This window comes from Methylobacillus arboreus (assembly GCF_020532725.1).
GTDB lineage: Bacteria > Pseudomonadota > Gammaproteobacteria > Burkholderiales > Methylophilaceae > Methylobacillus > Methylobacillus arboreus.
This window is the reverse complement of record NZ_JAJAVC010000003.1, coordinates 772,281-797,420: the sequence shown is the minus strand read 5'-3', so window position 1 is coordinate 797,420 and position 25,140 is coordinate 772,281. Positions and strand designations below refer to the sequence as shown.

The 25,140-nt window shown below is 55.2% G+C and carries 22 protein-coding genes; 12 read left to right on the top strand and 10 right to left on the bottom strand.

Features of this window, described 5'->3' with window-relative positions:
- Window positions 1-156: 156 nt before the first annotated feature.
- On the top strand, window positions 157-681 hold the full coding sequence (locus tag LG198_RS03755; protein ID WP_230341816.1) for a hypothetical protein: 525 nt from the start codon (window positions 157-159) through the stop codon (window positions 679-681).
- Window positions 682-710: 29 nt separating this feature from the next.
- On the opposite strand, the gene LG198_RS03750 is transcribed toward LG198_RS03755, so the two are convergent.
- From LG198_RS03750 to queG, 5 genes are all read right to left on the bottom strand, one after another.
- Window positions 711-1,532, bottom strand: coding sequence for a ChbG/HpnK family deacetylase (locus LG198_RS03750; RefSeq protein ID WP_230341815.1), 822 nt, complete (start codon window positions 1,530-1,532; stop codon window positions 711-713).
- A 2-nt stretch (window positions 1,533-1,534) separates the two neighbouring features.
- Window positions 1,535-1,930, bottom strand: coding sequence for a GtrA family protein (locus LG198_RS03745; protein WP_230341814.1), 396 nt, complete (start codon window positions 1,928-1,930; stop codon window positions 1,535-1,537).
- Window positions 1,927-2,895, bottom strand: a complete 969-nt coding sequence (locus LG198_RS03740) for a glycosyltransferase family 2 protein (protein ID WP_230341813.1) — start codon at window positions 2,893-2,895, stop codon at window positions 1,927-1,929. The genes LG198_RS03745 and LG198_RS03740 overlap by 4 nt, the downstream gene beginning before the upstream one ends.
- A 35-nt stretch (window positions 2,896-2,930) precedes the next feature.
- Window positions 2,931-4,544 (bottom strand): ArnT family glycosyltransferase, encoded by a 1,614-nt coding sequence (locus LG198_RS03735; protein ID WP_230341812.1) that lies wholly within the window; start codon window positions 4,542-4,544, stop codon window positions 2,931-2,933.
- A gap of 79 nt (window positions 4,545-4,623) precedes the next feature.
- Complete coding sequence (gene queG / locus LG198_RS03730) at window positions 4,624-5,691, bottom strand: tRNA epoxyqueuosine(34) reductase QueG (RefSeq protein WP_230341811.1); 1,068 nt, start codon at window positions 5,689-5,691, stop codon at window positions 4,624-4,626.
- On the opposite strand from queG, the gene tsaE reads away from it, so the two are divergent.
- From tsaE to miaA, 6 genes are all read left to right on the top strand, one after another.
- Entirely contained in the window at window positions 5,692-6,162 is a 471-nt protein-coding gene (gene tsaE, locus LG198_RS03725; RefSeq protein WP_230341810.1) for a tRNA (adenosine(37)-N6)-threonylcarbamoyltransferase complex ATPase subunit type 1 TsaE, read from the top strand.
- Window positions 6,132-7,460: an N-acetylmuramoyl-L-alanine amidase gene (locus LG198_RS03720; RefSeq protein ID WP_230341809.1), complete on the top strand. Its 1,329-nt coding sequence runs from the start codon at window positions 6,132-6,134 to the stop codon at window positions 7,458-7,460. Before tsaE ends, LG198_RS03720 begins: the two co-directional genes overlap by 31 nt.
- Before the next feature lie 2 nt (window positions 7,461-7,462).
- Complete coding sequence (locus LG198_RS03715) at window positions 7,463-8,830, top strand: MBL fold metallo-hydrolase RNA specificity domain-containing protein (protein ID WP_230341808.1); 1,368 nt, start codon at window positions 7,463-7,465, stop codon at window positions 8,828-8,830.
- An 85-nt stretch (window positions 8,831-8,915) separates the two neighbouring features.
- The gene (locus LG198_RS03710; protein ID WP_230341807.1) at window positions 8,916-9,281 is read left to right on the top strand and encodes a putative quinol monooxygenase; all 366 of its coding nucleotides are present in this window, start codon (window positions 8,916-8,918) and stop codon (window positions 9,279-9,281) included.
- A gap of 70 nt (window positions 9,282-9,351) precedes the next feature.
- Complete coding sequence (gene mutL / locus LG198_RS03705) at window positions 9,352-11,181, top strand: DNA mismatch repair endonuclease MutL (protein ID WP_230341806.1); 1,830 nt, start codon at window positions 9,352-9,354, stop codon at window positions 11,179-11,181.
- 24 nt (window positions 11,182-11,205) lie between these two features.
- The gene (gene miaA / locus LG198_RS03700) at window positions 11,206-12,171 is read left to right on the top strand and encodes a tRNA (adenosine(37)-N6)-dimethylallyltransferase MiaA (protein ID WP_230341805.1); all 966 of its coding nucleotides are present in this window, start codon (window positions 11,206-11,208) and stop codon (window positions 12,169-12,171) included.
- A gap of 85 nt (window positions 12,172-12,256) precedes the next feature.
- On the opposite strand, the gene dapC is transcribed toward miaA, so the two are convergent.
- Together dapC and LG198_RS03690 are read right to left on the bottom strand one after the other, a co-directional pair.
- Window positions 12,257-13,444 (bottom strand): succinyldiaminopimelate transaminase, encoded by a 1,188-nt coding sequence (dapC, locus tag LG198_RS03695; RefSeq protein WP_230341804.1) that lies wholly within the window; start codon window positions 13,442-13,444, stop codon window positions 12,257-12,259.
- 41 nt (window positions 13,445-13,485) lie between these two features.
- Window positions 13,486-14,580: a PilT/PilU family type 4a pilus ATPase gene (locus tag LG198_RS03690; RefSeq protein WP_230341803.1), complete on the bottom strand. Its 1,095-nt coding sequence runs from the start codon at window positions 14,578-14,580 to the stop codon at window positions 13,486-13,488.
- A gap of 203 nt (window positions 14,581-14,783) precedes the next feature.
- Between LG198_RS03690 and LG198_RS03685 the strand changes: the two genes are divergently transcribed.
- Entirely contained in the window at window positions 14,784-17,195 is a 2,412-nt protein-coding gene (locus LG198_RS03685; RefSeq protein ID WP_230341802.1) for an EAL domain-containing protein, read from the top strand.
- Here LG198_RS03685 and LG198_RS03680 read toward each other — a convergent pair.
- Window positions 17,149-19,245, bottom strand: coding sequence for an O-linked N-acetylglucosamine transferase, SPINDLY family protein (locus tag LG198_RS03680; protein WP_230341801.1), 2,097 nt, complete (start codon window positions 19,243-19,245; stop codon window positions 17,149-17,151). The two genes, LG198_RS03685 and LG198_RS03680, sit on opposite strands and share 47 nt — an antisense overlap.
- A gap of 26 nt (window positions 19,246-19,271) precedes the next feature.
- Complete coding sequence (mnmC, locus tag LG198_RS03675) at window positions 19,272-21,221, bottom strand: bifunctional tRNA (5-methylaminomethyl-2-thiouridine)(34)-methyltransferase MnmD/FAD-dependent 5-carboxymethylaminomethyl-2-thiouridine(34) oxidoreductase MnmC (protein WP_230341800.1); 1,950 nt, start codon at window positions 21,219-21,221, stop codon at window positions 19,272-19,274.
- 100 nt (window positions 21,222-21,321) lie between these two features.
- On the opposite strand from mnmC, the gene modA reads away from it, so the two are divergent.
- From modA to LG198_RS03655, 4 genes are read left to right on the top strand one after another with little or no spacing between them, the layout of a single operon-like run.
- On the top strand, window positions 21,322-22,092 hold the full coding sequence (gene modA, locus LG198_RS03670; protein WP_230341799.1) for a molybdate ABC transporter substrate-binding protein: 771 nt from the start codon (window positions 21,322-21,324) through the stop codon (window positions 22,090-22,092).
- A gap of 6 nt (window positions 22,093-22,098) precedes the next feature.
- Window positions 22,099-22,779, top strand: a complete 681-nt coding sequence (modB, locus tag LG198_RS03665; protein WP_230341798.1) for a molybdate ABC transporter permease subunit — start codon at window positions 22,099-22,101, stop codon at window positions 22,777-22,779.
- On the top strand, window positions 22,769-23,821 hold the full coding sequence (locus tag LG198_RS03660; protein WP_230341797.1) for an ABC transporter ATP-binding protein: 1,053 nt from the start codon (window positions 22,769-22,771) through the stop codon (window positions 23,819-23,821). Before modB ends, LG198_RS03660 begins: the two co-directional genes overlap by 11 nt.
- Window positions 23,822-23,825: 4 nt before the next feature.
- Window positions 23,826-24,359, top strand: a complete 534-nt coding sequence (locus LG198_RS03655) for a class I SAM-dependent methyltransferase (protein ID WP_230341796.1) — start codon at window positions 23,826-23,828, stop codon at window positions 24,357-24,359.
- On the opposite strand, the gene LG198_RS03650 is transcribed toward LG198_RS03655, so the two are convergent.
- On the bottom strand, window positions 24,349-24,864 hold the full coding sequence (locus tag LG198_RS03650; RefSeq protein ID WP_230341795.1) for a S24 family peptidase: 516 nt from the start codon (window positions 24,862-24,864) through the stop codon (window positions 24,349-24,351). The genes LG198_RS03655 and LG198_RS03650 overlap by 11 nt on opposite strands.
- Window positions 24,865-25,140: the final 276 nt, after the last annotated feature.

The window sequence follows — 25,140 nt, the reverse complement described above, 5'->3', positions numbered from 1 at the left end:
CGTCATCAAAAACAAAAACGGAACAGCTGATAAGACCAGACCAGCTTTATAATAGTTGCAGTGCATATACCGGGAAATATTGTACTGGGCTTGCAGAGATGGCACATATACGCGTTACAATAGAACGCTATTGCCACAATAACTCAGAGTCCCCGGATGAAAAAAATAGTAATTGTCTCGGCCATGCTGGCTTTTTCCAGTCTGGCTCAAGCAAAACCCGCGTTTACCGGTCCCAACTATACTGGCCTTTACGAATGCAAGGGCGAAAATTCCTCCATCGGTGCCTATGATGTTGTCGTTGCCTTGAGGCTTAACCGCGTCAGCAGCCATGGCAAATTCGGTGCCTATTATTATGAAACCGAAACCGTCAATTCCACTATTTACCATGGCCAAGCCGTGGCCATTGGCAATCGCCTGGCAATTAGCTTCAATATCCGCGACAAGAAGAATAACGTAGACCATAGTACGGGTATTGCTACCATCAAGAAGGTAGGCAAGGATAGGTGGGGTTTCCGAAAGGAGTACTTCGAGCCTGACGACAGCGGCGGCAGCTACGGTACTGAAGAGTGTGTGATGAAAGTACTGACACCGGAGGAAAAGCAGGCGCTGGAGCAGAGAACCACGGACAAAACGCCACCCAAGCCAGCTGCCACGACGCCTCGTAGTAGTAAATCCCAGTAATAACAAAGGCCCGAGAGGGCCTTTTGATATTAAACCCCAGCCAGCAAGCGGCTGCCTTTTTCCAGCCTGATATTGAGTGTTTGCAGCATTGCTGCAAACTCCGGGCTGGATAAGGCCTGATATTCGGTTGGCCGTGATTGCCGGATTGGATCTGTTTCGTCATGGCTAAGCCATCCTGGATGGCACATCAGGGCGCATATGTGGCCATTGGCAGCTTCGCGAACCGCAGCTTCCAACCAGTGCTTGAGCTGGTTGCTATAAATAGACGCGTTGCTATCAAATCCATACACCCCCAGCAGGACATCGGTCATTCTAAACCCACGCTTCAAGGCTTGTTGCCGCATGGCATGCGCCCCCAAGGCCGATATTATCCGGCCTTTCATGCCATCCTCGACAGGGTGTGAAACCCTGATCCAGGGCAGCCCATCTGCATAACGTGTTTGCAGCTCTTGTAGCAGGATTTCCCTTATTTGCGGCAATTGATGAACATGTTGATGCCCATCCACATAGTCCGGTGCGCTACCAAGCGCATCTTCAAAAGCGTCTAGCTGGCTGGCAATCGTGGCATGTATCTGCTGCCTGTCAAAACCGCGTAGCAGGCTGCGTATGACTACCTGGGGATGTGAGTGGCGTACGGGCTGCGAGTATTGCGTAAAGTCGATATGCAGGCCGATGTCGGCCTGCTGCCTGATCTCCGATGTAATGGCAGAGGCGGCCTCACGCCAGCGTGGACTGAAACTAAGACAAGAGGTGGCGGTCAGCCGCCCCTGGTTGATCAGGCTGAGTATGCCGGCATCTATTGCAGCTACCTGGGCATAATCATCCGCACTCGATATCAAGGGTGTTACCATAATCAGCCCCTATGCCTAAATACCCAATAGCGGCTTAAAACGTAGGTTGCTAGCGCCACAACAATCATAACTAGCGCCAGCGCCAGCCAGAAAGGTGTCGGGCTAAACGCCAGAAGACTCAGCAATAGTAGCTGGTTCGTGGCGAACCCAGTGCAGGCGACCAGCAGAAAGCGAGGTAGTGCATGCCTGTGCTCCGAATGATTGCCAGCAAAAGACAGCATGCGATGGCCAAAGTAACTGACCGGGAACGCTAACAGGAAAGCCAACAGGTTTGCAGAGCCGGGGCTAAAGCGCATTGCAGACTCCAGGATAATCGCACTGACGTAATGCACCAATGCCGCTATGGTGCCGATGATGGTGAACCACGAAGCCGACCGGGCGTGAGTCGATGGACTCATGAGGCCAGTGCGTTCTGGTAAGCCGCGGATACCTCAGCCACGATATAGGGCGGACGTCCTTTAACCTCGTCATAAATACGCGCGATATATTCGCCCAGGATGCCGATAAACAGCAGCTGTACCCCGGAAAAAAACATCAAGCTTGCGACCACGGTGGGCCAGCCAGGTATAGATTCATGGAAAAACATTTTTTCCAGGATCACCCAGATGCCATAAATAAAGGCCAGCAAGGCCAGTAGCCCTCCGACTGCACTTGCGAGGCGCAAAGGAATCACCGAGAAACTGGTGATGCCGGTCCAGGCAAGCTGCATGAGCTTGAGGCGCGAAAAGGTGCTGACGCCATGGCTGCGCGGCAACGGCGTATAGGGGATGCCAATGGACTTATGACCCACCCATGCATACATGCCCTTCATGAATCGGTTACGTTCCGGCAAGGCCCGCAAGGCATCCACGACGTTACGGTTCATGAGGCGGAAATCACCTGCATCGCGCGGAATGGTGATGCGCTCGCCCAGCGTCATGATTTCATAGAAGATACGCGACCCCCAGCGCTTAAAGCTGGATTCCACATTGCGGTCCTGGCGCACGGCGTACACCATGTCATAACCTTCGCGCCATTTGTCGAGCATGGTATTGATGAGGCTGGAAGAGTGCTGGCCGTCGGCATCCATGCAGATCACGATATCGCCCTGGGCATATTCCAGGCCGGCGGTAATCGCATACTCCTTGCCGAAATTGCGCGAGAAGCGTACCAGCGTGGTATGCAGATAAGACGGCAAGCCACGCACCAGGCCAGCAGTATTGTCGCGGCTGCCGTCGTCAATCACGACGATATCCCAGTGCGGGCTCAAGGTGGCGAGCTGGTTGGCAATATTTTCCACGGTGGCGGTGATTGCCGCGGCTTCGTTATAGGCAGGCACGATCACGCTGATATGGGGATCGGATTGGCTGCGGTCTGTCGTCATAAGAACGGTCTCGCGCTTAAACGTCGATTGATAAGTTAATGCTGATGAGGTGCCATGAGTGGCTGGCGCAGGTGCGCCAACAGGTCCCGCCTGTCCTTGACCACCGCCAACACCACTCCCATGCGTTTGACCTCGCCGATGATTTTTCCGTTCATTACACCGTCACAGCCCATATTGGTCGTGGACAAGTAGAAATCGGCAGCTTCCCAGTTCTTGGTGACGCTGAAGCGGCGGTCAAGGTAGGCACTGCCCTGGATATTTTCGGCGCAGACCGCCACCAGGTAAGGCACGATTCTGCCACTTGCATCGCGGCGCGGCTTGGTTGAAATTTCGTCTTCCAGCATGTCGGAGGCTTCGCGCAGGCTGCTGGACCAGTAATCGCCTTCCCATTCCGCCTCGGCCTCTGCCATGCTGCCCGCCAGGTTGTTGTAATAGATATATTCGTATGGATGCAGGCGAGCGAGAGTGAGCAATGTCAAAGCGCATAGCGCGATGCAGGCAATGCCAAAGCCCTTGCGCAGGCGCGGCAGGCTGTGGAGGGCATCCCAGCTCAAGGCCAGGCCGAGGCCTGCCAAAACCACAACCGGCGGCACCACAAAAGTGAAATGGCGGATGCCGTTATACAAGGCTGGCTTGTCTATGACATTAAAGGCAATCGGGAATAACGCCGCGATGATGACGGCGAGCCAGGGCAGGAGCTTCTCTCGGCGCTTGAAAAGCGCGCGGTAATTAAGCGCAGCGCTAAATAACAAGCCTGCCAGGCCAAGCAAAAATACCTCAGGCAGGCGTACCAGCAAATAGGCGGGCAAGTAATAGCGCGGCACTTCGCCTATGTTCATGACTTCGCCATCCATAATCGTGAGCATATTGAACGCGAAGTGCGAGAAGGACCTGGCGGCTTCCATTGGATGGCTGGGCGACATCACGCCCCAGGGCCAGAATATCGCCATCAGGATAAAGGCGACAACGCCAGCCGGGATCAGGTGGATAACGCTAACCAGCCAATAGCGCAGCCGCGCTTGCCAGCCCTGGATGTTGATAAGCCCCGATATCCCAAGCAACAATAATAGATAAATCACGGCAAAGGCGCCGCCGATGCGCAAGCCCAGCGCGCAGCCAACCGCAATGCCTAGCTTGATGGAGAGCGCGAGCGGCGGGCGGGGCAGTTTTTCTATCACCAGAATCGTATAGTACAAGGCCCAGGCCATGCAGGCGGCAAACGGCACATCCTTGGTATGGGTGAACATCGCGCCCGTCCAGGCGCCGGTGATCGCCAGCAGCAACACAGTGAAGAACCCCGCACGCTCGCCGCCCAGGTGCCGGGCAATCTTGTAGGCCGCTACGATGCCGGCCAGGCCGAATAGGGCAGATAGCAGGTGGCGCATATCCCATACCCAGATGGGCAATGCCTGTTCCAGCAAGGCGGCGATCAGGTCAAACAGTCCGCCATAGAGGAACAGGTTGTGGTATTCAAATGCAGACCTGTCGCTGAAACCGGAGCTGTAGAAGTCAAGCAGCAGGCGGCCATAAACGTGCTGGACCTCCTCGTCGTTGCTGATGCCATAGTGGGAGAAAGTAAAGACAATAAAAAGGCCTAGGGCTGCAAACAGCGCTAGGCTCATACGGCGAAACACGAGAGGTGTGAACACGTGCCGGTCTTTATCAGGTTTTGGAGCGGCGATTATACAACCGACCTGTGATTTTTTGCGGTGGCCAAATAAATAATTTTCATGGTGGGTTTGCATGTTGTTGCAATGCCCAGGCTACATGCTCGCGCACCAGTTCGGAAGGGTCATTGCGCCTGTTCTCCAGTGCCTGGATCACCTCAGGCGTGGTGCTGGCATTGCCAAGTCCCACTGCGATGTTGCGCAGCCATTGCGCATGGCCGATACGGTGAATCGCGCTGCCTGCCATTTTTTCCTTGAAAGTGGCTTCGTCCCAGCTGAACAGTTCCACCAGGCTGACATTATCCAGACCGTGGCGAACCTGGAAGTCATCCTGCTGCGTCATCTGGGCAAAACGATTCCAGGGGCAAGTCAGTTGGCAATCATCGCAACCATAAACGCGGTTGCCTATCAATGGCCGCAAATGCTCGGGAATGCTGTCCTTGAGCTCGATGGTGAGGTAGGAAATGCAGCGTCTGGCATCTACCTTATATGGTTCTACAATCGCCTGGGTTGGGCAAATGTCGATGCAGGCGGTGCATTTGCCGCAATGGCCGGTTAATGGTTCGTCCACGGGCAGGGGAAGGTCGGTATAAATCTCGCCTAGGAAAAACCAGGAGCCTGCATTGCGTGATAGCAGCAGGGTATGCTTGCCGCGCCAGCCCAGCCCGGCCTTCTGTGCCAGCTCCACTTCCAGCACCGGCGCGCTGTCGGTAAAGACACGGTAGCCGAACTTTCCTATGCTTTCGGCTATCTTATCGCTGAGCTTTTGCAGGCGGTTGCGCAATACCTTGTGGTAGTCGCGCCCCAACGCATAACGCGAGATAAAGGCCAGGCTTGAGTCCTGCATGACTTCCTCGCTATCGCGGGCTTCCGGCGCCATATAGTCCATGCGGGCCGAAATGATGCGGATGGTGCCCGGCACCAATTCAGCCGGCCGGGTGCGTTTCTCTCCATGTTTTGCCATATAATCCATGGCACCATGGAAGCCTTGCTCTATCCATTCGCGGTGGCGCGGCTCGGCAGCGGACAGGTCGGTATCAGTAATGCCAATCTGTCCGAAACCCAGCTCGATGCCCCAGCGCTTGATGTCCGCGGCAAGGTTTTCCAAGTTGTTTAGAGTTTGAGACATATGCATGATGATTTTACACTGGCCTTGCCCGATGAAGCAGCTACGCTTGCATTTGGAAGCCGGCTTGCCCAGGTGCTGACGCCCGGATTGAACATTTATTTGCATGGTGACCTTGGCGCAGGCAAGACGACACTTGTGCGCGGCCTGTTGCGCGCACTGGGGCACACCGGCAAAGTCAAGAGCCCGACCTATACACTGGTTGAACCTTATGTGGTTTCTACATTAAACTTATATCACTTTGATTTATACAGATTTGTTGATCCGGAAGAGTGGGATGCTGCCGGATTCAGAGATTACTTCAACCCAGAATCCCTATGCCTGGTCGAATGGCCGGAAAAGGCGCAGGAGCTATTGCCTGCACCTGATATTGACATCCGCATGCAGCCTGAAGAACAGGGCAGGCGGATTCTAGCAAGTGCCAATACTGACTCAGGAAAGCAATGCCTCATAAAACTCAAGTCCGTTTCCTAGCCTGCCTGCTTGCCATTGCACTGGTGCTGGTGCTGGGGCTGATGCCTGTCAATGCGGCTGAATCGATACAGGTTTCAGCTGCACGGGTCTGGCCCGCCGCCGACTACACACGCATCACCCTGGAAACCAGCAAGCCTGTTAGCCACAGCATGGTGATACTGAAAGACCCGGAACGGCTGGTACTCGACCTGAACAATGTTGAGCTGGGAACCGTGCTCAAAGCCCTGGGCGAGAAGATCAATCCCAATGATCCTTATATCCGCCAGGTGCGCGTCGCCAATTTCAAGCCTGGTGTCGTGCGCATCGTGGTCGATCTCAAGGCGCAAATCAAGCCGCAGGTGTTTACATTGCCCCCCGCTGGTGATTATCAGGATCGCCTGGTGCTGGATATTTATCCGGCGCAAGATCCACTGATGGCAATGCTGGAGCAGCTCGAAAAACCTGAAACCGCCGAAGCGCCTCTGCCCGAACTGCAATTAGCACCGGAGTCGCCCGTGATTACGGAGGCGACACCAGATTTGCCTGGTACGAGCCAGCCTCCTGCTGTAGTTGCACCATCTACCAATAAAAAACCTGATTCCAGGATATTGACCATTGCGATTGATGCGGGGCATGGCGGCGAGGACCCGGGCGCGAAAGGCGCCAAGGGGTCGTACGAAAAGAATGTCACCCTGGCAATTGCCAAGAAACTCAAGGCCGCCATTGATGCAGAGCCCAACATGCGCGGTGTCCTGACCCGCGATGGCGACTATTTCATCCCGTTGCATGGACGGGTGGTGAAAGCACGTAAAATGCAGGCCGATTTGTTCGTGTCTATCCATGCGGATGCTGCATTGAGCGCCCAGGCGCGTGGGTCATCGGTGTTTGCGCTCTCCGAAACCGGGGCCACCAGTGCCCAGGCGCGCCTGCTGGCGCAGCGTGAAAATGAGTCGGACCTGATCGGGGGCGTCAGTATTGGAGGCGTTAAGGATCCTTATCTTGCCCGCACTTTGCTCGATCTCTCTCAAACCGTGACGATCAACGATAGCCTGAAACTGGGCAAACTGGTGCTGGACCATATGGGCACCATCAATACCCTGCATAAGCGCCATGTCGAGCAGGCAGGGTTTGCCGTGCTGAAATCGCCCGATATTCCTTCCATCCTCGTGGAAACAGCCTTCATTACTAATCCAGAAGAAGAACGCAGGCTCAATGACAGCAAGCACCAGGACAAGCTGGTGAGTTCCATTTTGTCGGGAATCAAGAAGTATTTCGCTGCCAACCCGCCTTTATCCAAGACCAGAATAGTAGAGAAATAGGCATGAAAATCAGTTTTCTCGGTGCCGCTGGCACCGTGACCGGCTCCAAGCACCTTGTGACAAGCGGCGAACGCCGTATATTGGTCGATTGCGGCTTGTTCCAGGGCTTGAAGGTATTGCGCCTGAAGAACTGGGCCAAGCTGCCGGTGGAGCCGGCCAGCATTGATGCGGTGGTACTGACCCATGCGCATATAGACCATACGGGGTACCTGCCGCTATTGGTCAAGCAGGGTTTCCGCGGCAAGGTGTATTGTAGCGAGGCCACGTTGGCGCTTTGCCAGCTATTGCTGCGCGACTCTGCCCATATACAGGAGGAAGAGGCACGCTATGCCAACAAGCGTGGTTTCTCCAAGCACAAGCCAGCCTTGCCGCTCTATACCAAGGAGGATGCCGAGGCTGCGCTTGAACATCTAGTAGCTGTACCGCTGGAACAGACGACTCAGATTCTTGATGGCATTACCATCAAGCTCAGGCTAGCCGGCCATATCCTGGGCGCCTCTACAGTGCTGCTCAAGGATGAACAGACTTCCATCCTGTTTTCAGGAGACCTGGGACGCATGAACGATCCCTTGCTGCATGCGCCAGCAGCACCTGAGGCCGCAGATTATCTGGTAGTGGAATCGACCTATGGCAATCGCCTGCATGAAAACACCGCGCCTGAAGCCCAGTTGGCCGACGTCATCAACCGCACGGCAAAGCGAGGGGGCATTGTACTGGTGCCGGTATTTGCTGTCGGCCGTGCCCAGGAAGTGTTGTATTACATCCACAAGATCAAGCAGAAAGGCCGCATTCCCGATATTCCGGTCTACCTGAACAGCCCGATGGCCACGGATGCGACCCTGATTTTCCTTACGCATAGCGCTGAACACAAGCTCAGCGCGGCACAGTGCCGGGAACTGGCGAAAGTGGCCAAGGTAGTGACCAGTGTGGAAGAGTCCATGGAGATCAACAACCTGCGCGAGCCGGCCATCATTCTTGCCGCCAGCGGCATGGCATCCGGCGGCCGTGTAGTACATCATCTCAAGGCATTTGGGCCTGACGCACGCAATACGGTATTGTTTGCGGGGTTCCAGGCCCCGGGAACGCGCGGGGCGGCCTTGGTCGACGGCGCGGAAAGCGTCAAGATTCATGGCGAATATGTGCCGATGCGCGCCGAGATTGCCTCGATTGACAACTTGTCTGCCCACGCCGACTATCAAGAAATCATGCAGTGGCTGGCGCAGTGCCCGCAGCAGCCGAGGCAAACCTTTATCGTGCATGGTGAACCAGTAGCCGCGGACGCACTCAGACACAGAATAGAAGAAGAAAAGAAATGGAATGTCATCGTGCCCGAGTATCTACAGACGGTCGAGCTCAATGGCAATTCCTAAGGGCTGTGCCCTGGCCAGCGCACCCATGCTGGCACAAAAGGTGCGTACCAAAAGTACGTGAATGCAGTAATCAAGGAATGATGCAATGAGTAAATATGCGCTGTACATCAAGTTGGAGGCACGCCCTGACAAGCGGCAAGAGCTTGAAAGTTTTCTGAAAAAAACCTTGCCTGTGGTCAAGGAAGAGGACGAAACCAAGACCTGGTATGCGTTCAAGCGGGCAGAAAACCTTTATGTGATTTTCGATACATTCGGTAGCGAAGCGGGGCGCGATGCCCATTTGGAAGGCAAGGCTGTACAAGCACTGCATCAGGTGGCAGATGACCTTCTAGTGCGTCCACCCGAATTTGTGCCGGTGGATTTGCTTGCGCAAAAGGTTGGACTTGAAAGTGAAGTGGTCACCGATATCGCTGTGCAGAAGTACGGCCTGCGCTTTATTGATGGGCTATAGATTGGCATAGCATGGCATGCTGGGGGTAGAATAGGGCGCTTGATTGTCCGTGGGCCCTCGTCTTTCCAGTATGCCATCCATTAAGCTTCTCCCCGACCAGTTAATCAGCCAGATCGCCGCTGGCGAAGTAGTCGAGCGCCCAGCCTCGGCGCTCAAGGAAATTCTGGAAAACAGCCTGGATGCCGGCAGCACCGATATTGCCGTTGCTCTGCAATCTGGCGGCGTCAAGCAGATGCGCATTAGTGATAATGGCGGCGGCATTGCGCGTGATGAACTCAGTCTTGCATTGACCCGGCATGCCACCAGCAAGATTGCCAGTCTGGAAGACCTCGAGCGTGTTGCCAGCCTTGGTTTCCGCGGCGAGGCGCTTGCAAGCATTGCCGCAATTTCCCGTACCCAGATCACAAGTTGCCACCCTGATGAAAAGCATGCCTGGCGTATTGCGTCTGAAGGTTCTTTTCTCACGAATATTGAACCCGCAGCACTTGATGCGGGCACTATCGTCGACATCCAGGATATTTATTTCAACACGCCCGCCCGACGCAAATTCCTCAAAACTGAGAATACCGAGTTCGGCCATTGCGAAGAGGCGTTCCGCCGGGTTGCGCTTTCTCGCCCGGATGTGAGCTTTCTCCTGCAGCATAATGGCCGTGCCACGATGCGGCTGGGCACCACTCATGCGGAAAAGCGCTTTGAGGACGTCTTGGGCAAGGATTTTGCCGCAGAAGCGTTTTACCTAGATGAATCCGCTGCCGGGCTGCGCCTTTGGGGAATGGCGGCCAAGCCCACATTCTCGCGTCATGCGCGTGATACCCAATATGTATATGTCAATGGACGTTTTGTCCGCGACAAGCTGATCAGCCACGCCATACGCCAGGCCTACCAGGATGTATTGCATCATGACCGTCATCCGGCGTTTGTATTGTTCCTGGAGCTGGATCCGGCCCTGGTGGATGTCAATGTGCATCCGAGCAAGACCGAGGTACGCTTCCGCGACGGCCAATCCGTGCATCGCTTCATTTTCCATGCGCTCAATAAATCATTGGCCGCCCCGGTCGGGCTTGCCAGTTCGCTGACGCCCGAACTGGCAGCTGCAAGTAGTGCCAATAATTCAGCACCTGTCGCCAGCTACCCGCGTTTTCAGAGCAATATCGATTTGCGCGCCAATGAGGCTTCGGGCAACTTTTATCAGAACTTGTTTGGCGGACTTCAACAGGCCGTGACAACAGAACTGCCACCGAGTATACCCAATGGCATATTGGGTGCGGCGCAGCCTGAAAACCAGCTCGCTGATGATGCACAGGAGTTTCCGCTAGGTTTTGCCGCTGCGCAGATTCATGGTGTTTATATCCTCGCGCAAAACAAGCTGGGTTTGGTGGTGGTGGATATGCATGCCGCCCACGAACGCATCATGTACGAGAAGCTCAAGAATGCGCTCGATGCCAGCCGCGTGCCCATGCAGCCGTTATTGCTGCCTGTGAGTTTTCATGCCGACCTTCTGGAAGTTGCTACCGTACAGGAGCAGCAGTCACTAGCTGAAAATGGCCTAGAACAGCTTGGGTTTGATATTGCCGTGCTTTCGCCTACCACATTGGCAGTACGTTCCATTCCCGTCATGCTCAAGGATGCCGATGCCGTCGCGCTTGCGCGCGATGTACTCGCAGATTTGCGGCAATATGGTGCAAGCCGTGCGTTTACCGAGCGCCGTAACGAGTTGCTGGGCACCATGGCCTGCCATGCAGCAGTGCGGGCCAACCGTATCCTGACCATTCCCGAGATGAATGCGCTGTTGCGCGATATGGAAGCCACCGAGCGTTCCGGGCAGTGCAACCATGGCCGTCCCACCTGGTTCCAGGTCACCATGTATGAGCTGGACAAGATGTTCATGCGTGGCAAATAACCCGTCTTTTCACATTTCCAGCATATGACAGCCTCCGTGCCACCTGCGATCTTTCTCATGGGGCCAACCGCCAGTGGCAAAACCGGCTTGGCAGTTGAGCTTGTGCAAACCATGCCGGTTGAAATCATCAGCGTCGATTCAGCGCTGGTCTACAAGGACATGGATATTGGCACCGCCAAGCCCGGCCCCGACATCTTGCAGCAGGCGCCGCACCATCTGGTCGATATCATCAATCCGACAGAAGTTTATTCCGCTGCGCAATTCCGTACCGATGCCTTGCGCCTGATGCAGGAAATTACTTCCAGAGGAAAAGTGCCGCTGCTGGTCGGTGGCACCATGTTGTATTTCAAGTCATTGCAACAGGGGCTTGCCGGGTTGCCTCAAGCAGATGCCGCCACACGGGCCGAGTTGGACCGGGAGGCAGAAAAAGTAGGCTGGCCGGCCATGCATGCGCGGCTGGCTGCAATCGACCCCGACACGGCCGCCCGCCTGCAACCGACAGATTCGCAGCGTATCCAGCGGGCCCTGGAGGTGTATGCGCTATCAGGCGAAACCATGACCGCACTGTTCCGCAAGCAATCCCTGCAAGCCTTGCCTTACCGTCTGTTCAAGATTGCCTTGCAACCATCCGACCGGGCAGTGTTGCATGCACGCATTGCGGAACGCTTTCATGCCATGATAAGCGAGGGATTGTTGGGAGAAGTGCAGGGCTTATTGGAGAAGTATCCAACCCTGCACCCGGATATGACATCAATGCGCTGTGTAGGCTATCGCCAGACGCTGGATTATATTGCAGGAAAAATTGACCACGATGCCTGGCGGGAACAGGGAATCGCCGCCACGCGCCAGCTTGCCAAACGCCAGTTGACCTGGCTGCGCGGCATGGACGATACCCTGGTGCTGGATTGCCTGAGTCCTGATTTATATGGCCAGACGCATCGGGAAATCAACGAGTTTCTGGCTGATACAGTTTCGCCTTCAAACCTATAACCGCGTTGGGTTGCCTTGCCGTGCGTCAAGCACTGTCTGCGGCGACCCGCCTTGTTCTACGCTTGAATGCAAAACTTTATGAGGCTTAGCTTTCGACTAACTGGCGGATGCGTTCAGCGGCTTCCATGCATTCGGCAAAGGAGGCCACCAAGGCGATTCTGACGAAGCCATGACCGGGATTGATACCGTGCGCTTCGCGCGCCAGGAAGCTGCCCGGAAGGACCGTGACGTGATAGTCGCGATAGAGTTGCAGTGCAAACTCGGTATCCGCTTGGCCGGTGTATGCCCACAGGTAAAAAGCAGCATCCGGCATGTCGACATCCAGCACTCCTTGTAATAACGGCGTGACGGCAGCAAATTTTTCCGCATACAGGCGGCGGTTTTCCACCACATGAACTTCATCCTGCCATGCGGCCACGCTGGCGATCTGCACTGCAGGGTTCATGGCGCAGCCATGGTAGGTACGGTAGAGCAGGAATTTCTCAAGTATCTTGACATCGCCAGCTACAAACCCCGAGCGCATGCCAGGCACGTTGGAGCGCTTGGACAGCGAGCTGAATACCACCAAGCGGCTGTAATCACGCCCAAGCTGGTGAGCCGCCTGTAGCGCGCCCAGTGGCGGAGTGGCTTCATCGAAGTAGATTTCCGAGTAGCACTCATCGGCGGCAATCACGAAGCCGTAACGATCAGACAAAGTAAAGATTTCCTGCCATTGTTCCAATCCCATGACCTTGCCGGAAGGGTTGCCTGGCGAACAGACGTAAACAAGCTGCGTACGCTGCAATATACTTTCCGGCACCTCGTCAAAGGCCATGCCGAAATCATTTGCAGGCAGCGTATTGAGGAAGTAGGGTTCAGCGCCTGCGAGCAACGCAGCCCCCTCGTAGATCTGGTAGAAGGGGTTGGGGCTGATGACTACGGGTTGAGGCAAGCTGCTGTCGATGACTGTTTGTGCCAAGGCAAACAAGGCTTCACGGCTGCCATTGACAGGGATGATCTCGGTTTCCGGGTTTAGTGCGGGAATCTGGTAACGCCGTGACAGCCAGCCCGAAATCGTCTCGCGCAGTTTGGCAATGCCCAATGTTGTCGGATAGGTGGCAAGCCCGGCAAGGCTATCGGCCAAGGCAGAGGTGATCAAGGCAGGTGTGGCATGCTTGGGCTCACCTATTGACAGGTTGATAGGGCTATATTTCGGGTTGGGCGTAGTGCCTGCGAACAAATCGCGCAGGCGTTGAAAAGGGTAAGGCTGTAGTTTGTGCAAGTCTGGATTCATGGCATGCATTATAACCCTGTCGCCATTTGGCAGTAAGCGCCCTAACTGCCAAAACCTCCCTTGGCGCTTTCATTGGCAAACCTGATCTTGAGCGAGAGGTCGTTACGGGAATCCGCGCTTACCAATGCATTGTCTTCAGTGATTTCACCTTTGCCGAACAGCTCGAACAAGGATTGGTCAAAGGTACGCATGCCAATATCCTGGTTATTGGCCATGACTTCCTTGACTTCCTCCAGCTTGGATTTGAGGATGAGCTCGGAGATGTAAGGTGTATTGATGAGAATCTCCGTTGCCACCACGCGCTTGGTTTTGACTCCGGGAATCAGGCGCTGCGAAATGATGGCGGCAAGGTTGAGTGAAAGGGAAAGTTGTATTGCTTGCTTGCCTTCCGGCGGGAAGAAGGAAAGGATGCGTTCCAGTGCCTGGTTGGCATTATTGGCATGCAATGTTGCCAGGCAGAGGTGCCCGGTCTCGGAATAGGCTATGGCATGCTTCATGGTTTCCATGTCGCGGATTTCGCCGATCAGGATCACGTCGGGTGCCTGGCGCATGGCGTTTTTCAGGCCGTTCTCAAAGCTAAGCGTGTCAATGCCGATCTCGCGTTGGTCCACCACGGATTTCTTGTGGTCATGAATGAACTCTATCGGGTCTTCGAGCGTAAGAATGTGGCCATCGCGCGTGCTGTTGCGGTAATCAATCATTGAGGCGAGGGTGGTGGACTTGCCGGAGCCGGTGGCGCCTACCACCAGAATCAATCCGCGCTGCCGCATGATGAGCTCGTTGAGGATTGGTGGTAATCCCAGGCTTTGCAGGCTGGGAATGACATGCTTGATATGGCGGGCCACCATGGCGACTTCGCCCCGCTGGCGGAACACATTGATGCGGAAGCGTCCAATGCCATGCAGGCTGAGGGCAAAGTTCATTTCAAGGGTTTGCTCAAACTCTTGTTGCTGGGCGGGCGACATGAGCGCATAGGCAATATCCCTGACCATGCCGGGCGCCATGGCCTGGTTGTTGATCGGGATGGTCTTTCCCTCGATATCGATATGAATGGCGGTGCCGGTGCTGAAGAACAGGTCAGAGCCACTTTTCTCGACCATGAACTTGAGGATGGGTGTGATATCGATTGCCGCCATGTTGCATCCCTGATTTTTATTGCGGCTACTTTATCATAAGACCCTGGCTTCATGCTGGTGCAAGCACCTTGGCCAGGCTGGTTTTATGCACCAAATGCATGTATTGCTTTAGGTTGGTTTACATAAATGGTTATGCTGCATGGTGCTGGCATAAGGCTTGCATGGGCTTCAGGAAATTTTTCGCTCATAAAAAGCCTGAGGCCATGCTGCTCTATATCAAAACCCTGAATTCCCCATTACCAAGCATAGGTGAAACAAACGCTTCCGAGGACGTGCCCCCTGCGATCATGGTCTATCCATGCAAGGATGACCGTGAGTTATTGCAAACCTTGGACAAGATAGCGGAAGAGTATCCCGAGCAATTGCTGGACGAGGCTTATGTCTGGTACGGCCAGGATGGCAGCCATGGCGTTGAGACCTTGATGGCAGGCGTCATGCCATTCAATACATTCTATGCGCGCATGCGCCACCCCTGGTTGCTGGATGACTTGAGCCGCCACGTGGAGATGCACTTTCAGCCAATTGTGGACTTTACCCAGAACGGCAAGATTTTTGGCTACGAAGCCCTGTGTCGATTACTCGACCCAGATGGCAATATTTTGACAGGGGAGGAAGCGTTTCGCCTGGCACGGCAGGTCAATCGTGCAGTAGACCTGGACATGGTATGCCAGGATTTGGCATTGGCAGGCAAGGCCAGTGCGATTGCCGACGGCACGCCTTTGTTTATCAACGTGCTGCCGCAAACCATCATGCGTGGCGACTGGCTGGCATTGATGCTGGAAGCATTGGACCGTCATGGTATAGAGCACCGCGATGTCGTCATAGAAATTGTTGAAAGTGAAGAGGTTTCGCCTGATGTCCTTGCCCGGCATTGCGATGCCATCCGCACGCAAGGCTTGCGCATCGCACTGGATGACATGGGGTCGGGTTTCAATGGATTAAGTACGCTTGCCGTGGTCAAGGCGGATTTCATCAAGATAGACCGCACCATCGTGCATGAAGCCCAAGGGAGCAGGGTGCGCACTGTGCTGTTGGAGGCGATTATCTCAATGGCGCAACGCCTCGGCTGTACCATTGTTGCGGAAGGGCTGGAGCGGGTAGAGGACATCACCTATTGTCAGGACCTCGGCCTGGTCTATGCGCAAGGATATTATTTCGCCAGGCCCGAGGCAGTGCCGGCGCAAATAGTGACAGCGCTGCCTGCACGCGATGAGGCCCATCGATCATCCATTCCGGATGAGTTCCGTATCAGCGAGTTCGTCAGCCGGGGTATTACTATTGAAGTCAATACACCAATAGACCAGGCCAGGAGTATCTTTATTGATAATCCAGATGTCGCCTGTGCCGTGGTGCTGGATAATCTGCGGCCAATTGGCCTATTGAAGCGTGGCAAAGTCTTCACGTACCGCAATGATGCATTGGGCAATTATTGCGACCCGTTGCCGCGTATGATTACTTCACGCATGCCATCCGCGTCGCTGGCGCGCGGACTTTATCTTGAACGCGGCGAGGTGGAGCCCTGGATTATGGTCAGTGACGACGGCGTATATGTCGGTATTGTGCATCCGCTGGAAATCATGTCGCAAATCATCAACCGCAAAACCAGTTCCGGCAACCTTCACCCCCTGAGCCATCTCACCACTGGCCCGACATTGCGCCAGTCCCTCGATGTGAGTTTGCGCAATGACCCGAATACGCAATTGGTCTATATCGATCTCGACCATTTCAAGGCGTATAACGACCGTTACGGCTTCATCCGTGGCGATGCAATGATACGTTTGCTATCCGAGATCGTACGCCAGGAATTCCACAACAAGACAGGCGTGCTGGTCGGCCATATTGGCGGTGATGACTTCGTGCTGATTCTGGATCATGAAGATCCCAGCCTTATCAATTTGTTGCTCAATGTCGTCAGCCATTTCCAGACCTTGGCTGTGCATCTGTACGACAGCAGCGACCTTGAGCGTGGCTTCTTTACCACCGAAGACGGCAAGGATCACCCGGTTGCCAGCGTATCGATCGCCGTCGTGAATGGCAGCCAGGGCAGAATTTCCAATAGTGTGGCTGCTGCAGAGCGTGCCGCCTCGCTCAAGAAAATAGGCAAGTCCAACATAGGCAGCATCATTGTGGTCGAGTCCCAACCGCCACGGTTGATCGTGCCGCGCAGCGATGAATACAGTGATTGGCAGTCACGTGCGCTTAATGCGCTCAAGCTGTTGCAGACATTGCCGCGTAATCCGGATGCCCATTGCCTGGATAGCTGCTTTGCGGACTACCCTTTCTTCGAGGTAGTGTTCGAACTCAATCCCGATGGCAGCCAGCGCTATGCAAACTGGATCAACCCTAACATGTACGGCAAGATCAAGGCCGGCGGAGCTAGCGCGGACCGCAGCCAGCAAACCTACTATACGGCTGTGCGGGACTCCGGTAATGCTTATATCTCCAGCATCTACCTGTCTACCGCTACCGAAGACTTCTGTCTCACGGTATCGTTGCCGGTGTTTGATGCAGCCGGCGGGTTGAGCAGCATCCTAGTGGCAGACATCAATATTGCAGCGATGGCGATGCTTAGCAGCCTGCCGGCTGAACCCGATGCCGTGCCTGCCATAGCGTGAGGTAAAGTGCTTCCAGGTCACGGCTGAAGCCGGCAGTATCGAACAATGCTGAATTGTCACGTGTTGTTGCCAGCCTCTTGCGGTATTGCTGCAGGAGCGCGGGTTCACTGACCAGCTTAAGCGCCAATGCTTCATAACTCTCCAGGTCAGTGGCGACTAGTTCGGGCAAGCCGGCTGCCTGCAGAAGACTGACGGCCACCCGGCCCGCAAACGTATTGCCGCGACATGTTACCAATGGCACGCCCATCCACAGCGCATCGCTGGCTGTGGTATGCGCATTGTAGGGCAACGTATCGAGAAACAGGTCGGCATGGATATGGCGGGCCAGATGCTGATCCAGGGGAATCCGCGGTGCGAATATCAGGCGTTGCGGGTCTACGCCATGTGCCTTCGCGGCAAGCTGCAGATTAGCACTGGCGCCGAGGTTGCTTTCCAACAACCACAATATGCTGTCCGGTGTTGCCTTGAGCAGGCGCATCCAGCAGGCAAACACTGCTGGCGTGATTTTAAAGCTCTGGTTGAAGCAGCAATAGATAAAACCATTTTCCGGAAGACTGCAAGCTGCGCGACCAGGCGAGTCTGCCAGTGGGCGCTTGGTGTCATTGGGCTGGTAGGCATGCGGTAATAGTGCCAGTTTCTCTGTGTAATAGTCTTGATCGAAATCGGGCGTGATCACGGCATCGCTGAGCAGGTAATCCACGAAAGGCGCGCCCATGGTGCCCGGGAAGCCCAGCCAGGATGCCTGCACCGGGGCCGGACGCAGTGCCAGTATGCCGCTGCGGCTGGCCTGGGTGTAGCCCGTGAGGTCAACCAGAATATCCACTTCATCAGCATGTATCCGCTGCGCAGCCTCCCTCAACGAAAGCGGCCGGATATCCACAAAATGGTCCACGGCCTTTTCGAGACGCAAACGCGCCGGGGTAGCATCATCCACCCCATAGGAATAGGCGCTGATCTTGAAGCCTTGCCTGTTGTGCAGCTCCAGCATTTCGGTGACAAGCGAAGCAAGCGGATGCAGGCGGAAGTCGCAGGATAAATAGCCGATGTGCAGTCGGCCATGTGTGCGAGGCTGTTCCTGGTACAGAGGTGCCTCCGACATCAGGCGTCCATAACGATTCCGGGCCCAGTTTTGGGCACATGTTAGCTGTTCCTGCGCTGTTGTGCCCGGCATGGCAAGAAAAGCGAAAGGGGAAACCTGTGCTTGCGGGACTTCCCTTACCCAGCGCCGGATTTCGGCAACATCTTCAGCAAGATGCCGCCAATCGCAAAGATGCTGGCGCTGGTGCACCAAGTGAACACGTGCATGATAAAGGTTGGGGTCGAGTTCGATAGCCCGCTCATAACAGGCAATGGCTTCTGGTAGTCGTTGCAATTCCCGCCACACATTGCCGAGGTTATTATGGGTATCGGCATCTTCCGGCGCCAAGGCCAGCGCACGTTGATAGCTTTCGGCTGCCTGGGCAGGCTTGCCTTGCTCGCGTAACGCGTTACCCAGGTTGTAATGCCCTGCAGCATTTCCGGGTTGCATTGTGGCGAGTTCACGGAAATGAAGCTCGGCATCGACAAAACTCCCGGCCTGGTGCGCATTGTTACCCAAGGCTTGCAAAACATTCAGCAAGCCTGCCTGGACATCCGGGTCTTGCGGTATCCGGCGCATTGCTTCGCGATAGGCTTCCTTTGCTGCAAGCAAGTGGCCGGCGGCATGTTGCGCAGTGGCGAGGTTTTGCCAGAGGTCGCCATCATCAGGGGCCAGCTTCAGCCCCTGGCGGAATTGATGAATTGCAGCTTCAAGCTGTCCGCTGGCGCGCAGGGCAAGCCCAAGGTTGTTATGCTGGTCCGCGTTGCCAGGCAGCAGGCGGATGGCATTGCCGATATGCTCAATGGCCTCCTGATATCGTCCGCTCTGGTGGCAAAGCACGCCTAAATAGTGCTGGCCATGGGCATGTTGCGGCGTGGTTGCCAGCAATTGGCGGTAAAGGCTTTCCGCTTGGGGTAGTTGGCCCTGGCGATGGGCATTCAGGGCGGCATGGAATAACTGGTCTGGATTCATGGCTGCATTAAATCATACCAGCGCAGTTAACGCAGGGGGTAGCAGGCAAGCCCCTGTGCCAGGCGCTTTAAGCCCAGCTTGCGCAGCACAAAGCGGTTGGGGTCCAACGCTGCAAGCAGGCCAGCATCCACAGGTGCGGGCTCATGATTGATCGCGCAGGCCAGCATTTCTGCAGCCAGCGGGGCAGTGGTTAGCCCCTTGGAGCCATGCGCCGTATTGATATACAGGCCGGGAAGCCATGGCAGGCTGGATGCCGGATCGGCAGTATGCCGGGGAGGATTGGCTTCAAGGGCCCGGTAATCAAGCAGCGGTCCCACCAAAGGCAGGTAGTCCGGACTGGTACAGCGAATGGCGGCACGTCCCTGCGGCACTTGCGGCATCAGGGCTGCATGCAGGGAAGGCGCCATGCGCTTGAGCATGGCCAGGTTCTGCGCATGCTCTTCCTCACGCACGGAGGGTGCCGTGTCTCCAGGTACAAAGGTTGCGCCCAGGCAATAGCCATCTTCAAGCAATGGGCTGATATAGCCATCCGTGCAAAGCAGGGTGTTGAGTTGCGGTGCGCCGGCAACATGCTTGAGCTGGCTGACCTGCCCGCGTACCGGTTCCAGCGGCAGATGGCTGCTCTGTGTAAAGCTGGCAGCCTGCCAGGCATTGGCAATCACGACCACTTCAGCCTCGGCCAGCAGCTTGTCTTCACGCCATGCTTGCCAGGCATGATGAGTCTGCTGCAAGCGGAATACGTGGCTGGCGAGCTTGTGCGTAATATTGGGATGATAGGCCAGTGCTTCACAATAATGCTGCGGCCTTACCCAGGCAGCTTCGGGAAAGTACAGCGCGCCATAAGCCAGTTCCAGCCCCGCAAGCCGGCTGGCTTCGTCAGCTTCGACCCAGTGCAGCAGGTCGGGCGATAATCCTTGAGCGGCGATTGTCCGGCAACGCTCCCACTCGCGCTCGTCATAAGCAAGCTGCAGCATGCCGCATCGGGCATGGCTGCGCTCATCAAGCTCAAGGCGCGCCAGCAGCCGCAGGCTATGCAGGTAGCCTGACAGCGACAAGCGTCCCAGCGGTACATCCTTGCGCGCCAGCTTGGGATAAAGCACGCCCACGGGATTGCCTGAGGCATGTTGTGCCAGTGCGGTTTCCTGCTCGAGCAGCGTGACTTGCCAGCCACGCTCTGCAAGCGCCCGGCTGGTGGCGCCGCCGGCAATACCGCCGCCGATGACGACGGCCCGCCCGGGCTGCGATATCGATCTCTCGTTTTGCGTGAAGCGGCCGCACAGCATATCGCGCTTGCGACCATGGCCTGCCACCTTATGCACCTCGAAACCGGCCGCCTGCAAGCCGCGTTTGACAAGGCCAGCGCTGGTAAATGTTGCAAACGTGGTTTGTGCATCCGAGCAGGCCGCCATGCCCGTGAATAATGCCTCCTGCCACATCTCGGGATTGCGCGATGGCGCAAAACCATCAAGAAACCATGCATCCGGGCGGCAATTGATCTGCGGCAGGATATCGAGCACATCACCGATAAGCAAAGTCAGTTGCACCCTGCCATTGGCAAATACCAGCCGTTGCCATCCCGGGATGAGCTGGTGGTATTGGGAGAGCAGGTCACTGCTGTAATTTCTTAATTCAGGCCATAAATCCAATGCGCGGGCAAGGTCGGCATGGCTCAGCGGAAACTTCTCTATGCTGACAAAGTGCAATCGTGCCTCTGCTGGCGCCGTTTGCTCCCAAAGCTGCCAGGCGCAGAGGAAGCTCAGCCCGGTGCCAAAACCGGTTTCAACAATGGTGAAGCTGGACTGCTGCAATGCCTGCAAGCGCTCTGCAAGCCGGTTGTGGCGAAGAAAGACATGGCGCGTCTCTTCCAGCCCGCTCTCGCGTGAAAAATACACATCGCCAAAGTGGGCGGAATAGGGCTGACCATCGTGCCATTCCAGCAAGGCGTGATTTTTGGCGGAAACTGCTTGTGTGGACATATTCTTTTTGTACGGGGTTGATTATAATATTTCGTTATATTTCCATAGAAATAATGAAGTTCTTCCCAAGCCTTACCTTGAAAACAGAAAGCATACCATCATGAAATCTCTAGCCTTGCGCTTGCTGCTACCTTTGGCACTGGCATTCAGCCATATCGCCCAGGCAGAGCCTGCCCGCATTGCCGCAGCAGCCGATCTCAAATTCGTGCTTGAGGAATTATCCCAGACGTTTGAGAAGCAAGGCGGTGAAAAGCCGGCCATTACTTACGGTTCATCGGGGGCAATTACTACGCAAATCAACAATGGCGCGCCTTTCGAATTGTTTCTTTCCGCCGACGAGGACTATGTGACCAAGCTGAATGCCGGCGGCTTCACCAGGGACGAGGGCGTATTGTACGCCACTGGCCACCTGGTGATCGTTGCGCCCAAGCAAGCTCCGCTTGAGGTTGATTCAGAGCTCAAGGGCTTGCAGGCCGCCCTGCAGGCAGGAAAACTGCAGCGCCTGGCGATTGCGAACCCTGAGCATGCGCCTTACGGGCGCCGGGCAGTGGAAGTGCTCAAGCACGCAGGCATCTGGGAGCAGATTCAACCTAGGTTGGTGCTTGGCGAGAATGTCGCCCAGGCTGCCCAGTTCGCCATCAGCGGCTCCACGGACGGTGGTATTGTCGCGCTGTCGCTCGTGAAATCGCCGCAGCTTGCCGGTAGCGTGAAATATGCCGAAATCCCTGAAAGCTGGCATAGCCCCCAGCGCCAGCGCATGGTGCTGCTCAAGAATTCAGGAAGCAATGCAAAGGCATTCTATGATTTCCTGCAACAGCCTGCCGCGCGACAAGTATTCAGCCGTTATGGCTTTGTGCTGCCTGGCGAATAAACGCTGATGGATTGGGTCGCCCTAGGGCTTTCACTCAAGCTGGGAGTCATGACCATTCTCGTGCTGGTGCCGCTGGCGTTGCTTGCGGCGCGCTGGCTGGCCTATCGCCAGTTCACCGGCAAACCCGTGCTTGAAGCATTGCTTGCCGTGCCATTGGTGCTGCCGCCCACGGTAGTTGGCTATTACCTGCTGGTCGGTTTGGGAAGCCAATCCTGGCTTGGCCAATGGCTGATGCAATGGACGGGGCACTTGCTGGTCTTCCATTTTTCCGGCTTGTTGATTGCCTCCATCATCGTCAATATCCCGTTTGCGGTACAGCCAATACAGCGTGGTTTCGAGTCCATCCCTCAGGAGGTGCGCGATGCGGCCGCCTGTTGTGGCATGTCGCCGCTGCGCAGCCTGCTGACAGTGGAGCTCCCTCTAGCCTGGCCCGGCATCGTGACTGCCATGGTGCTGACTTTTGCCCACACCCTGGGAGAGTTTGGTGTAGTGTTGATGGTAGGCGGCAGCCTACCGGGCGAGACCAAGACCATTGCCATCAGCATCTATGACCGGGTTCAGGCGATGGATTTCGACGCAGCAGGCAGTATGTCGCTGATGCTGTTATTGTTCTCCATTATTGTGCTGGCCCTGGCCAATAGTCTTTCCAAGCGCTTTGGCCGCCGCGGTAACTACCATGAAATCTGAGCTCAGGCTCGATATCCGCCAGCGCCGGCCTTTTGCGCTCGAAGCGGCATTACAGTGCCGGGCCGGCGAATTGCTGGCCTTGCTTGGGCCATCCGGCTGCGGCAAATCAACCCTGCTGCGCATGATTGCAGGCCTACAGCATGCAGAATCGGGCGAGATCAGCCTGAATGGCACCACCTGGTTTGATGGCGTGAAAAGGCTGAAGCCCCAGCAGCGCCGCATTGGCTATGTTCCCCAGCACTATGGGCTATTTCCCCACATGAGTGCCCTGGATAACGTGCGTGCGGCCTTGCATACATTGCCGAAGCAGGAACAAATGGAGCGGGCAACCAATTGGCTGGAAAAGGTACAGCTGACTCCATTCACGCAACGCAAACCGGCAGAGCTTTCCGGAGGGCAGCAGCAACGTGTTGCATTGGCGCGCGCACTGGCATCCCAACCCAGCATCCTGTTGCTTGATGAGCCGTTCTCAGCACTTGATAGCATGACGCGTGAAGGTTTATACCGCATCCTTGCGACGCTCAAGTCGCAGCTCGGTATTCCCATGATTCTGGTGACGCATAACCTGAATGAAGCCAACCTGTTGGCAGACAGAATCGCCGTGATGGGACAGGGATGCATTTTGCAGGAAGGCGCTCCCAGCATGGTAGGGCTTCAGCCAGCAACGCGTGCCGTGGCTGCATTAATGGGGGTGCGCAATATATTGACAAGCAAGGTGATTCGCAGCCAAGCTGGTGGCAGCGTACTTTCCCTTGGAGACCAGGAGCTGACATTGCCATTTATCTTGCCCGTCGGCAGCACCCAGCATTGGTGCCTGCCGCAAAATGCTTTGAGTCTTGCGGCATCGCAACATGAGCATACCAATCTCAAGGGGCATATCAGCAACTTGGTTCGCCTGGGAGAGCAATGGCTGGTCAGCGTCAATTTGCCTGAATTGACTGAGACAATCGAACTGCAATGTTCCGTCACCACACCGCTAGCCATCCATCAGCCAGTCGATCTGATCCTGCAAACCCAGAAAATTCACATTCTTGAGGCTTAGCAGTATGGAACAATTGCCATCTTCGCAACCTTCAGGCTGGCTCGTGCAGCACAGTCAATACATCAAGCCAGGAGGTTCGGTGCTGGATCTGGCATCAGGTGCCGGCCGCAATGCAGTCTGGCTCTCGGAACAGGGGTTCAAGGTTGCTGCCGTGGACCGGGATGTGTCAGCGCTGCAAGAACTTGGGCTTAAAGCACCGACTGTGGATACGCTGGTAGCCGACCTGGAGCAAGGTGCTTGGCCTTATGCCGGGTCACAATTTGATGCTATCGTGGTTTGCCGTTATTTGCATCGACCCTTGCTGCCGGTTCTGGCGACCGGCCTTACCAATGGCGGCGTATTGATTTACGAGACGTTCATGCAAGGGCATGAACATTATGGTCGACCAACAAATAAAAATTTTCTTTTGAAAAGCAATGAGCTATTGAATATTTTTAAACCATTGCTGAAGATAATTTCCTACGAAGAGGGACTATTGCAATTACCGCCTCACCCTGCAATATTGCAACGGATAGTAGGACTCAAGATTACAGCTTGAAACGCCCAAACTTGAATGGAATCACCTTGCCGATGACCTTGAAGTGCTTGGCTTCCTCGGCGCTATAAATTTCCGGCGGCAAGTCTCCGTCATTGTCATTTCTCACCACAACAGTGCCATCTAGGCGTAATTGCACCCGCTTGATACGGATAAAGTCATTCTGGCCAATGACATACACTGCATTATCGTCAAAGGACCGGCAGCGTATATCCACCAATACCTCGTCACCATCATGCATGGAAGGCTCCAGGCTGGTGCCTTTGACCGTGAATATTTTCAAATGCTGGTAAGGCGTATCGAGCTGACTGCTGACAGGATTGAAGTCTATGCTTTCCACCAGGTATTCATCTAGGGATTCGTAGCGATGACCAGGCTTGTTGTAGCGCCCAACCCTGCTGCTTGAAATGAAATAATCGTTAGCCACATGAAGCTTGGCGTCTGAGCCTGTCGAATAGCGTTGGGGAGCAGGACGGCCATCAGGATACTGCTTGTAAATCAGTTGCATCAATTCAGCCGGAGGCTGGTATTTTTTGGTACGGCCTTTCCTGCCTCTGCTTGCCACCTCAATATATGGCCATTTCTCCGCATTAACGATCACATCCCAACCCTGGCGAGTACCAGGCTTTCCAGGAAGGCGTAATTCGGCCAATTCCTTGCATGAGAAATAGGCTAATTCTTGATTGTCAGCCGCTGGGAGGTCAGGGTTTTTCATAAGATATAAATACTGATTTGTTTTTATTGACAATTAATTGTTGCTTATTTACTATAAAGCTTGTACTCT